Annotated in this window: 14 protein-coding genes and 1 pseudogene; 5 read left to right on the forward strand and 10 right to left on the reverse strand. The window is 69.7% G+C overall.

From position 1 onward, the window contains the following. Positions 1-43: 43 nt before the first annotated feature. From ACFWPJ_RS13645 to ACFWPJ_RS13670, 6 genes and pseudogenes are all read right to left on the reverse strand, one after another. A complete protein-coding gene (locus ACFWPJ_RS13645) occupies positions 44-385 on the reverse strand; it encodes a carbonic anhydrase (protein WP_378850758.1) in 342 nt (113 codons plus the stop codon). A gap of 29 nt (positions 386-414) precedes the next feature. After that, the gene (locus ACFWPJ_RS13650) at positions 415-558 is read right to left on the reverse strand and encodes a hypothetical protein (protein ID WP_378850761.1); all 144 of its coding nucleotides are present in this window, start codon (positions 556-558) and stop codon (positions 415-417) included. 111 nt (positions 559-669) lie between these two features. After that, a pseudogene (gene cynR, locus ACFWPJ_RS13655) lies at positions 670-1,329 on the reverse strand (transcriptional regulator CynR); the annotation flags it as partial. Positions 1,330-1,351: 22 nt separating this feature from the next. Then, positions 1,352-1,549, reverse strand: a complete 198-nt coding sequence (locus tag ACFWPJ_RS13660) for a hypothetical protein (protein ID WP_378850764.1) — start codon at positions 1,547-1,549, stop codon at positions 1,352-1,354. Continuing rightward, a complete protein-coding gene (locus tag ACFWPJ_RS13665) occupies positions 1,546-1,935 on the reverse strand; it encodes an NAD-dependent epimerase/dehydratase family protein (RefSeq protein WP_378850766.1) in 390 nt (129 codons plus the stop codon). Before ACFWPJ_RS13665 ends, ACFWPJ_RS13660 begins: the two co-directional genes overlap by 4 nt. Before the next feature lie 40 nt (positions 1,936-1,975). Next, positions 1,976-2,257, reverse strand: coding sequence for a hypothetical protein (locus tag ACFWPJ_RS13670; RefSeq protein WP_189033525.1), 282 nt, complete (start codon positions 2,255-2,257; stop codon positions 1,976-1,978). 297 nt (positions 2,258-2,554) lie between these two features. On the opposite strand from ACFWPJ_RS13670, the gene ACFWPJ_RS13675 reads away from it, so the two are divergent. Continuing rightward, on the forward strand, positions 2,555-2,701 hold the full coding sequence (locus ACFWPJ_RS13675) for a hypothetical protein (RefSeq protein ID WP_378850769.1): 147 nt from the start codon (positions 2,555-2,557) through the stop codon (positions 2,699-2,701). 64 nt (positions 2,702-2,765) lie between these two features. On the opposite strand, the gene ACFWPJ_RS13680 is transcribed toward ACFWPJ_RS13675, so the two are convergent. Next, positions 2,766-3,410, reverse strand: a complete 645-nt coding sequence (locus ACFWPJ_RS13680) for a response regulator (protein ID WP_378850772.1) — start codon at positions 3,408-3,410, stop codon at positions 2,766-2,768. Continuing rightward, on the reverse strand, positions 3,407-4,555 hold the full coding sequence (locus tag ACFWPJ_RS13685; RefSeq protein WP_378850775.1) for a sensor histidine kinase: 1,149 nt from the start codon (positions 4,553-4,555) through the stop codon (positions 3,407-3,409). Before ACFWPJ_RS13685 ends, ACFWPJ_RS13680 begins: the two co-directional genes overlap by 4 nt. 108 nt (positions 4,556-4,663) lie before the next feature. On the opposite strand from ACFWPJ_RS13685, the gene ACFWPJ_RS13690 reads away from it, so the two are divergent. The 3 genes from ACFWPJ_RS13690 (at position 4,664) to ACFWPJ_RS13700 (ending at position 8,006) form a co-directional block, all read left to right on the forward strand. After that, positions 4,664-5,212, forward strand: coding sequence for a hypothetical protein (locus tag ACFWPJ_RS13690; RefSeq protein ID WP_378850778.1), 549 nt, complete (start codon positions 4,664-4,666; stop codon positions 5,210-5,212). A gap of 382 nt (positions 5,213-5,594) precedes the next feature. Next, positions 5,595-7,028 carry an MFS transporter gene (locus tag ACFWPJ_RS13695; protein WP_378850781.1) on the forward strand — a complete coding sequence of 478 codons (1,434 nt, stop codon included), beginning with the start codon at positions 5,595-5,597 and terminating at the stop codon, positions 7,026-7,028. Positions 7,029-7,211: 183 nt separating this feature from the next. Beyond that, positions 7,212-8,006: a class I SAM-dependent methyltransferase gene (locus ACFWPJ_RS13700; RefSeq protein WP_378850784.1), complete on the forward strand. Its 795-nt coding sequence runs from the start codon at positions 7,212-7,214 to the stop codon at positions 8,004-8,006. A 4-nt stretch (positions 8,007-8,010) separates the two neighbouring features. Here ACFWPJ_RS13700 and ACFWPJ_RS13705 read toward each other — a convergent pair whose 3' ends face one another. After that, positions 8,011-9,018 carry a hypothetical protein gene (locus ACFWPJ_RS13705; RefSeq protein WP_378850786.1) on the reverse strand — a complete coding sequence of 336 codons (1,008 nt, stop codon included), beginning with the start codon at positions 9,016-9,018 and terminating at the stop codon, positions 8,011-8,013. Between the two features lie 134 nt (positions 9,019-9,152). Further along, on the reverse strand, positions 9,153-10,568 hold the full coding sequence (locus tag ACFWPJ_RS13710) for an amino acid permease (RefSeq protein ID WP_378850788.1): 1,416 nt from the start codon (positions 10,566-10,568) through the stop codon (positions 9,153-9,155). 145 nt (positions 10,569-10,713) lie between these two features. Here ACFWPJ_RS13710 and ACFWPJ_RS13715 point away from each other — a divergent pair. After that, positions 10,714-11,107: MsnO8 family LLM class oxidoreductase (locus ACFWPJ_RS13715; protein WP_378850791.1), on the forward strand; the 394-nt coding region annotated here is incomplete at its 3' end.

Raw genomic sequence — 11,107 nt, forward strand, 5'->3', positions numbered from 1 at the left:
TTTTGGTGTGATCGTATTGGTTTATACGATCCTGTGACAGAGCCTATACACGTCGCCGGCGTCGACGCGCGGGAAACGGACGGGTGGGTGGCCAGATTCGACAGCTGCGCAACGACATTGGCGCGCACGAGCGCCGGCACGGATCGGCTGCCGCGGCGCCGACCCGGGCGGCACCGGCATCGGCGTGCCGCAGCCACTGGGCGATCGTCGGCATAGCGCTGAGATCGTGGCGCTCGGCGACCGCGGTCATCGCGCCGCAGCCGGAATGGCCACAGACGACGACCCGCGAGACACCGAGCACCGCGACCGCGTATTCGATACTGGCGGCGATCCCGTCGCCACCGGGCGCATAGGCGGGCACGAGGTTGCCCGCGGTGCGGATCACGAAGAGTTCGCCCGGCTCACTGCTGGTGATCAGCTCCGGGATGACGCGGCGTCGGAGCAGCTGATGAACAGCGTGTGGGGTGTGTGGGTCGTCGCCAGTTCGGCGAAAAGCGCTGCCTTGCCGGGGTAGACGTCGCGCTGGAAGTGCGTGACGCCGCTCGCGAGGTCGGTCATGGATAGCTCCCTTCGGTGGGTGCCGGCTCGGTGTTGCTGTTCGAGATCCAGCCTGCCCGTCAGGAGCTATAGCGTCCAATACTTGGTTATCACCGTTTCGATGGCTGCCATCTATGGCGCGAACTCGCCTGCCGCGTCCCTGGCGATCGCGGCGAAGGCACGCGCGGCGGCCGAGTGATAGGCGGTGCCGCGGCGCAGCAGTTCCACCGTGCGGCTCGGCAGCGCGGGGTCGAGCGCGACCGGGCGCAGGTCGGGGTGCGCGTGGGCGATCGCATCAGGCAGGACGGTGCCGAGCGTGCCGCGGCGCGTGAATTCGACCAGCGCGCTGATCGAGTTCGCTTCGATCGCGATGCGCGGCGCGACACCGCGGTCGGCGAGGTAGTCGTCGATGTAGGCGCGGGTCGCGAAGTCGCGGCTGAGCAGCGCCAAGGGCCGGGCGGCGAGATCCTCGATCGGCAGCGGCCCCGCGTGCGCGGCCAGGGCGTGGTCCGCGCCGACCACCAGGCTCAGGTCCTCGGTGAACAGGGCCGTGCAGTCGATACCCGCGGTGTGGGTGCCGCTGAACGCGATGCCCAGGTCGAGGGCGTCGGCGAGCAGGTCCTCTTCGAGCCGGTCCTGGGTGGTCTCGGTGACCGCGACGGTGACATTCGGGTGCGCCCGGTGGAACCGGTCCATCAGCGGGCCGATGAGGTAGGCGGTGATCGTCGGCGTCATCGCCACGCGCAGGTGTCCCCTGGTCAGATCCTGCACATCGTGGACGGCCCGTTCGCCTTAAGACGGCCGCTATCGGGAACTACGCGGGATCGACGACCACCGCGGTTCCGCTCGGTGCGTCGAGCAAGTCCATCGTGCGAGCGGCGGCCGAGTCGACATGGATGCGCGGGTGTTCCGGCGGGGTCGACTCGTAATAGGTTCCGGGGCCGTAGAACTGACCGTAGCGCACGACGACGCCGCCCGCGTCGAGCACCGCGGCCTCGTGCGCGGCGATCACCGCGCCGCGTCCCGCGGGCGGCTGCCAGGCAATGCTCTGGGCGAGAAAACGTTTCGCGCCTGCCGCGGCCGCGGCGGCGAGCAGATTCGCGGTGCTTCGGTGCGGATGCGTGCGTTCGCCGCTCCGGAAGTCGCCAGGTCTGCGACGTCGTCGGGGAGGTCGGTGAGCTGGTGCATGACCAGGTCGGGCGCGAAGTCGGTAACGGCGGCGGCGACGCCGGGCGCGTCGTAGACGTCGTGCACGATCGGGTGTGCACCGATGGCGCGGATCCCTGCCGCCTTGCCCGGGGAGCGCGTCAGGCCTGCTACCTCGTGGCCCGCGCCGATCAGCAGCGGCAGCAATCGTGTTCCGATGACGCCCGTGGCGCCGGCGAGAAAGATACGCACGTCCCGACTTTAGCCGGGGCCGCACGCCACGGGCCGGAGGTCAGGCTCCGATCACCGCGTTCATGATCGTGCCCGCACTCGTCGCCACGGCGCCACCCGCCATGGCACTGGCGATCATCTTCGGCGACTGCAGACCGCCGCCGTTCCACTTCTCCCAGGCGAATCGTCCGCCGCCGTAGGTGATGGCGGTGACGCCGGACAGCAGGATCATCCAGGTGAAGTACCGGCCCAACTGCAAGACCTTCTCCGCCATCGGCGGGGCTTCCGGTGTGGGATTGCCTACCTGCGCGAGAACGGCGCCGTCCAACACAGCCAGGATCATGCTCACGATCGTGCTCCTTCGTCGGATGTTCGTGGTGAAGCCGATGTCGAGAACTCGTGACGCGGTAGAACCCAGATCTATTGAACATTCAACCTCAGGCCGCTTCGATGGCGCAGCTGACACTCCGCGACGAACATGACCGCCGTCACACCCGTCGGGGCGTGCCGCCGTCGCGCCCTGCCCCTACCATCGAAAGCGCGGGGCTAGTCCAGAATCGGCGCGACGAGGCGCTGACCACCACCTTCATCGCTGAGCGCGCGCAGCGCGCCGCATCTACCGTACCGCGAGGAGGGGCAAATGGCTTTACTGATTCCGTTGATCTTCGCGTTTCTTCTGGTGACCGCAGCAGTAGTGGCGGCCTCTTACGCCACCGTTTTCCTGACCTATTGGCTTGAATCTCGCCGGATCCGTCGCGATCGGTCGGACCCGCACCCCGCACACTGATCTCCGCCCCGCCATGACGCTGCCCCGTGACCGACATCGGTCGCGGGGCGGCGTTGCCGAGCGGTCAGTACGGTTCGAGACCCACCTGCGTGGCGATCACCGCCGCTTGCACGCGTGACTGGACACCGAGCTTGGTCAGCACCCGGGAGACGTGCGTCTTCACCGTGGCTTCGCCGATGTGCAGGCGACTGCCGATCTGGTGGTTCGACAGTCCGGCGCCCAGTCCGGCGAGCACTTGCCGTTCGCGGTCGGTGAGGGCGGACAGGTCGGGTGGCGGCGCGAGGGCCGTCGCCCTGGGCAGCGCGGCGATCACCGCGCGGGTCACCTTCGGGTCGAGCACCGCGTCACCGTCGGCCACGGCCAGGACGGCGCGAACCAGTTCGTCGCCACCGACGGATTTGAGGAGGAAGCCGCTCGCGCCCGCGGCGAGCGCGCCGAGGACGTAGCCGTCGATGGCGAAGGTGGTGAGTACCAACACCTTCGCGGTCGTTTCGGCGACCACCGCGGCGGTAGCCTCCAGCCCGTCGAAGCGCGGCATGCGCACGTCCATGAGCATCACGTCGGGACGCAGGGCACGGGCCTGCTGGAGCGCGGCGACACCGTCGCCCGCCTCGCCGACGACCCGGATCTGCCCGGACGATTCGAGCAGCATGGTGATACCGGCCCGGATGGTGGCGTGGTCGTCGGCCACCACGACCGTCACCGTCATCGGTCCCCCAGCGGAATCCGCGCACGCACGCACCAGCTGCCGTCTTCGGCACCCGCGGTGAGGGTGCCGTCCATCGATTCGGCGCGAAAGGTCATGTTGCGCAGTCCGTTTCCCTTACCTTCGGGTCTCCCTGGCTCGATCGGATTCGAGGCCGTCACCACGACCCGGGTGGCGTCGCGGCACACGTCGATCGCCAGCGGCGCACCGGGCGCGTGCTTGGTCGCGTTCGCGATCGTCTCGCCGAGGATGCGGGTGATCACCGCCTCGACGGCGGTGGGCAGTGCCAGGTCGTCCTGCCGTCGCAGGGTCACCGCACCGCCCGCGGCGTGGGCGGCGTCGATCAGCCCGTCCAGGGAGGAGAGCCGGGCCGTGACGGCGGTGTCGCCGGGTGCGGTCAGCAGGTCGATCGTCGCGCGCATCTCGTCGAGCGCGGCGAGGCTGCCCGCGCGGATCGACTGCAGGACGGCGGTGTCGCCGGGGTTCTTCTGCGCCACCTCCGCGAGGATGGCGACAGCGGACAGGTGACCGGCCACCGTGTCGTGCAGATCTCTGGCCACCCGTCGGCGTTCGTCGCCGAGGGCGGCGGAGCGTTCGGCATCGCGCGCCGCGAGCTCGGCGCGGGCAGCGTTGCGTTCCACGCCGACCATGCGGCGGGAGGCGCGCACGGCCCGGGCGTAGCCCAGCGGTGACCAGGTGAGCGCGACACCGATCAGGCCGACGTACAGCGCCGCTCTGACCCCGAAAACGGTCAGCGCCAGCAGCGAACCGCCGGCGGTCACCAATACCGCGAACCAGCCGACCACCGCGCCCAGCCGGTCGGATCCGGTACTGACGGCCAGGAAGATCACATCGGTCAGGGCGATCCACAGCGGCAGCGACGGTCCGAATCCGAAGTCGCCTGCCAGCAGGGCGACCATCAGCCCGAAGGCGAGGGCGGGCCTGCGTTGCGCGGTCAGCTGGATCGCGAATGCCGCGCACAGCAGCGCCAGCTTCACCGGCGATGGATACAGATCGCGGTCGATGACGATCGACCAGCCGCCCGCGGCCCACAGCAGCAACCCGACCAGGAATACGCCGACGGCGGCCGAGGTCGCGCTGTCGAAGGCGTCCGCGAGCCGGTCCAGGGGCAGGCGGGACGGAGGCATGCCCCATTTCAGCACACCGCGGCCGCGCCCCGGGTCCGCCGAAAGACGGACCACCCGCACGCCGTAAGCGGGACGCCCGCGCACCGGTGTGCCCGGCACAGTAGGGAAATGGACGAACTCAACAACCCCGTACTGCTGACGATCGCCGCGTGCGAGGTCGGTTTCTGGGTGCTGGTGGTGGGCGGGTTGCTGCTGCGCTACGTGGCGAGGCTGCGGCGCGCGGGCCTGGTGACGCTGGCCCTGGTTCCGGTACTGGACGTGGTCCTGGTGGTCGCGGTGGCCATCGATCTGCACCGGGGCGGGGAGGTGGGTTTCGCGCATCGCCTGGCCGGCATCTATCTGGGCTGCACGGTGATGTTCGGGCATCGGTTGATCGAGTGGCTCGACGCGCGGTTCGCCTATCGCTTCGCGGGCGCACCCGCGCCGGTGAAGGTGCCGAAGGACGGTCCGGAACGCGCCCATAAGGAGTGGGCCGACTTCGCGCGCTGGCTCGGCGCGGCCGCCATCGCCGGCGTGCTCACCCTCCTGCTGAGCTACACGGTGGCCGACGCCGAGCAGCGCGAACAGCTCATGGGCGTGTTCGGCAGCCTGGGCGTGATCACCGTGATCTGGCTGCTCACCGGGCCGGTGTGGGTCGCCGGGTCGGGGCGTGGCTGAATACGAAGGTTGCCCTGGTGAGCACCGGCAAGGTTCCTTCCAAGCTCACAACACATTCACGCGAAGCAGCTCGCGATGCCGTGTCGCTCACCAGCGCCGCGTCCGAGGTCGGTTTCTGGGCGATGGTCGTGGCCGGTCGCTGTCGCGCGGCTCTAGCGAGCAGGTCTGGTGACGTTTCGGAACCTGGGCGTCATCTCCTCGATCGGGCCACTCACCGGGTCGGTTCGGGTCACGGTGTCGCGGCGCGGCTGACGCCGCCGGACCTGCAGTGCCCTCCGCCTCGGAACCGAGCACACCGCTCAAACGACCACGTCGCCTTGTAGCTGGCAATCGCACCGATACAGTGCATTGAGTTGTTTGACGAAGTTGGGGGGGGAACGCGGTGGCGACCGATACTCTGCGTTTTTCAGTCGGACTGCGCTCCGAGCGCGGCGCGATTCTGGCCTCGCTGATGATGTCGACGAGTCTGATCGCACTCGATTCGACCATCATCGCGACCGGCGTGCTGACCATCACCACCGACCTCGGCGGGTTCGCGCTGTTCCCGTGGTTGTTCTCGATCTATCTGCTCACCCAAGCCGTGACAGTGCCGATCTACGGCAAGATCGCCGACACCGTCGGGCGAAAACCGGTGATCCTGTTCGGGATCGCGGTGTTCGCGCTCGGCTCGCTGCTGTGCGGGCTGGCGACGAGCATGGTGGCGCTGATCGTGTTCCGGGCGATCCAGGGCATCGGCGCCGGCGCGGTGCAGCCGATGACGATGGTCATCGCCAGTGACCTCTACACCTTGCCCGAGCGAGCGAAGGTGCAGGGCTATCTGGCCGGTGTGTGGGCTGGGTCCGCGGTGCTCGGCCCGCTGGTCGGCGGCGCCTTCGCCGATTTCGCGAGCTGGCGCTGGATCTTCCTGGTGAATCTGCCGTTGGCGGCGATCGCCGGAATCATGTTGCTGCGCAACTTCACCGAGACCGCACCGCGCGGTCCGCGCCAGTCGGTCGACTATCTCGGCGCGGCACTGCTCACCCTCGGTGCGGGCGCGTTGATCCTCGCGCTGCTCGAGGGCGGCCAGTCGTGGGCATGGAACTCCCCGATGAGCCTGGGGTTGTTCGCGGGCAGCGTGGTCGTGCTGATCGTGTTCGGGTTCGCCGAGCGCCGGGCCGCGAATCCGATTCTGCCGCTGTGGATCTTCACCCGCCGGGTGGTCGTCGCGGCGAGTGCGGTGTCGATGCTGATCGGCGCGGTCGTCCTCGGCCTCACCTCCTATGTGCCGACCTTCGCCCAGGGCGTCCTCGGCACCAGCGCGACGATCGCCGGGCTGACGGGCGGCGCGCGGACGATCGGCTGGCCGATCACCGCCTCCCAGGCGGGCACGCTGTATCTGCGGTTCGGCTTTCGCACGACCGCGCTGATCGGCAGCGCGATCGCGGTCGTCGGCTGTGCCGCCCTGCTGCCGATCGGCGCGCACGCGAGCCCGTGGCAGATCGCGGGGACATGCTTCCTCATCGGCGCCGGCATGGGCCTGGTCGCCAATCCCACCCTGATCGCGGCGCAGACCAGTGCCGCGTGGTCGGAGCGTGGCGTGGTGACCTCGGCGACCATGTTCGCCCGGTCCATCGGCAGCGCGGTCGGTGTCGCGGTGTTCGGCGCGATCGTCAATGCCCAAGTCGGCGGTGTCGACCGGCCGGACCCCGGCGAGCTCGCCCACGCGATCCACCTGGTGTTCGTCACCCTGCTCGTCATGGCGGTCGCGCTGTTCGCGGCGGCGGTCACGATGCCGGGCGCGCGGAAACCGACCGATCTCGAGCACTCGGCGGACTGATACGGATCACCCTGCCACGCAAGCACATTCGGCAGTCTCACACTGTCGCGGGCTCGACGCCGGACCACGTCGCAGGCCGGCTGACCGGCGCGGGTGATCGGAACGCGGCTACCAGTTGTCGCCTTGCTGTCGCTCGGCACGGATTGCGTCGCCGCGAGGTGAAGGCGCCGGTATCGTCGAGGCGTGCGGGGAACTGGGGATTCGACTGATCAGGCTGCACTTCGCGCGCGACGGGCACGTTCGTTCGGAGCGCAAGCCGCCGTCTATGCCGAACATCGGCCGGACTATCCGGCGGCGGGGATCCGGTGGGCACTGGAGCCGCTGGGCGCGAAAGACGTTCCCGCTGTGCTGGATCTGGGTGCGGGCACCGGCAAGCTCACCGACGGGCTCCTGGCGGTCGGCGCCGAGGTGATCGCGGTCGAACCCGACGAGGCGATGCTCGCCGAGCTCGTCCGCCGGTATCCGTCGGTGACCGCGCTGCCCGGGACGGCAGAAGCGATTCCGCTGCCGGACGGGTCGGTCGACGCCGTAGTCGCCGGGCAGGCGTTCCACTGGTTCGACCGGGCACGCGCGTTCCCCGAGATCGCCCGGGTACTGCGGCCCGGTGGGGTGTTCGCCGCGTTCAGAAACGTCGAGGACGATCACGTCGCGTGGATGGCCGGGCTCCAGCGCGCCGCCCGATCGGACGTGTCGTCTCCACCGCCCGCGGCGGAGAAGAAACTGCCCGAGCATCCGCTGTTCGCGGCGTTCGAGCAGGCGGAGTTCCCGCACACGCATCGACGGACCGCGGATTCACTGGTACTGACGATCGGCACCTACTCGCACACCGTGGTGATCGACCCGGACCAGCGAGCCGCACTGCTCGCCCGCCTCCGGGACTACCTTCGCGCGACACCGGAGACCGCCGAGGGCGAGTTCGATTTTCCGTTGCGCACCGAGATGATCCGCGCGGTGCTGCGCGGATCACCCCAGCGCTGAGCGGTCAGCTCGCGCGTTCCTCCAGCCCGCGCACCACGTCGACGACCTCGCCCGGGGCGAACTCGACGACGCGACGCACCCGCGAATTCGCCACCGGCGCGAGGTCGACGATGATCGGGGCGCCCGCGCCCGCCTGGACGATCGCGGTGATCCGGTCCTGCAGGAAGCCGCCGTCGGGGACTGCGACCCGGATGACGTCGCCCACCGTGAGCGCCTCGGCGCGGACCGGTCCACCGAAGGCGGCGGTGGGGTCGAAGGTGCCGCAGCGGGTGTGCCCGGTGGTCGCGCCGAGGCCGCGTTCGGCGATGGTCCACCACACCGGCGATTCCGGCTCGCCCGCACCGACCCGCGCGTGCCAGGCCAGCACCCGGTCGCGTTCGGCCTCGGCGGCCGCGCGGGTCTCGTGCAGCGAGACCTGACGGCGGACCGGGGCATTGCGTGATCGCGTGGTGCCCGCCGCGCCGTCGATCACCAGGATCCAGCGGGCGCCGACCGCGTCGTCGCGGCGGGCCGAGACCCGTTTGGCCAGTGCCAGTCCCGGTGTCGCGCCCAGCTGATCGGCGGCCTCCTCGATGCTCTCGACCAGCCCGAGCGCGCGCAGCAGCTCGGCGACCAACAGCTCCGAGGTGCCCAGTTCCTGGGCCAGCGCCGTCATCGGGGTGCGTCTGCGCCAGCCGATCCGGGCGCAGTGCTCGTGCCGGGTGAACCACAATCCGCTGCGGTTGCGGCGGTGGTGGTCGACCACCACCGCCCACCAATCCCACTCCGGCTCGGCGACCAGGCGCCCGCGAATCCAGCGTTCGCGCTCGGCCGTCGACACCCGTTCCTCCGGTGGCACGAAATTGCGGAGGGCGGCGCGCACCGCGGATTCGGTGCGTCCCACCGTCCGCGCGGTGCGCACCAGATCGGCCCCGGCCCGCAAGTCGTCGGCCAGTATCCGGTATTCCGATTCGCGCCAGGTGGTTCCATGCCTGCTCGGTGGCAGCAGATCGCCACGGTCGATGTCACTCATCCCGTGCCCCCGTTCTCGCACCGCCCGGCCACACTCGCGCCGGGCTCGTTTGTGTGACCCTTCGACGATACCGGTGGGGTACGACAGAAAACGCTTGTCTGCCAGTGGCTTTCCAGCAAACGGGGGGTCTGGGGCTACCCGGTGTGGGCGAGCCCGCGGCGGCCGAAGGCGTAGTAGCCCGCGCACACCAGCGCGGCCCACACCGCACCGACGACCAGCGCCGTGCGGCCACCGTCGGTCCACAGCAGCAGCACGACGACCAGGCCGAGGAATCCCAGTGCGGCCCAGTTCGTCACGGGTGCTCCGGGCAGCCGGTAGTCGCTGGCGGGCAGCTCGCCGGCCCGCACCTTGGCGCGGTACTTCAGGTGACACACCAGGATCACGCCCCAGACGACGATGATGCCGACGGTGCTGACCGAGGTGATGTAGGCGAAGGCCTTGTCCGGCGAGATCACGTTCACCACGACACCGATCACCATCGCGCCCGCCGAGGCACAGATGCCGGTGAACGGCACCGACTGCTTGCTCAGCGCCGCGAACCGCTCGGGCGCCTCGTCACGCAGCGCCAGACTGCGCAGCATCCGCCCGGTGGAGTAGATGCCCGAGTTGCACGACGACAGCGCCGCGGTGAGCAGCACGAAGTTGATGATGCCCGCGGCGGCGGGGATGCCGATCTGCTCGAACACCTCGACGAACGGGCTGCGGCCCGCGTGGAAGCTGCGCCAGCTCGCCACCGACATGATGATGACCAGCGCGCCGACATAGAACAGGCCGATGCGGAACGGCAGGGTGTTGATCGCCTTGCGCAGGGTGGCCTTCGGATCGCGGGCCTCCCCCGCGGTCACGCCGACCAGCTCCACACCGACATAGGCGAACACGACGATCTGCAGCACCAGCAGGGTCTGGCCGAAGCCGTGCGGGAACACGCCGCCGTCGGCCCACAGGTTGGTCACCGTCGGATCGGCGGCGTGGCCGAAGCCGAACACGAGCACGCCGATGCCGATCATGATCATCGCCAGGATGGCGGTCACCTTGATGGCCGAGAACCAGAACTCGCCCTCACCGAAGATCCGCACCGAGATCAGGTTCGCGGCGAACAGCACCGCCAGCACCACCAGCGCGGTCACCCACTGCGGGATGTCGAACCAGTACTGCACGTACTTGCCTGCGACGGTGATCTCGGCCATGCAGGTGGAGACCCACACCGCCCAGTACGACCAGCCGGTCGCGAAACCGGCGAAGCGGCCGAGGAATTCGTGCGCGTATTCGGCGAAGCTGCCGGAGACGGGCCGGTAGGTCAGCAGCTCACCGAGCGCGCGCATGATGACGAAGATGGCCAGGCCCGCGGCCAGGTAGGCCAGGATCAGCGACGGTCCCGCCTGCTCGATCGCGGCGCCTGCACCGTAGAACAGGCCGGTGCCGATCGCGCCGCCGATGGCGATCATCTGGATGGTGCGCGGGCTCAGGCCGCGCGAGTACCCCTCCGATTCGGTTGTCGGGGCGGGCGCCGATACGGCTTCGGTGGATAGGCCGGTGCCGTCAGCTGACATGGATCGTGTCCTTCCGTCGCGTCGATCAGTGCTGCACGCTACCGTCCGGCAATCGTGGCCAGGGTCACCACCACCGGCAGGCGGAAATACCGGCAGCTCGGCGCGGGTTGGCCATCACTGGGGTTGTTCACTGTCGAGGAGGCTCATGAGCGCGGTCACGCTGTCGGTTCTGGATCTGGCGCCGGTGCAAGCCGACGCGACCGCGGGCGACGCGCTGCACGCGACGACGCGGCTGGCCCAACACGCCGAGGAGCTGGGCTTTCGCCGGTTCTGGGTGGCCGAGCACCACAACATGCCCGGCATCGCGAGCGCGGCGCCCGCGGTGGTGCTGGCGCATCTGGCGGCCTCGACGTCGCGGATCCGGGTCGGGTCGGGCGGGGTGATGCTGCCGAATCATCCGCCGCTGGTGGTCGCCGAGCAGTTCGGCACGCTCGAGTCGCTGCATCCGGGGCGGATCGATCTGGGCAGAGGGGGGGCGGCCCGGCCCCAAACGGTGTGCGCGCCGGCGCGGCGCGGCCCCCCCCCGCGGCGGAAACGGT

This window comes from Nocardia sp. NPDC058497 (genome assembly GCF_042720195.1).
Classification (GTDB): Bacteria; Actinomycetota; Actinomycetes; order Mycobacteriales; family Mycobacteriaceae; genus Nocardia.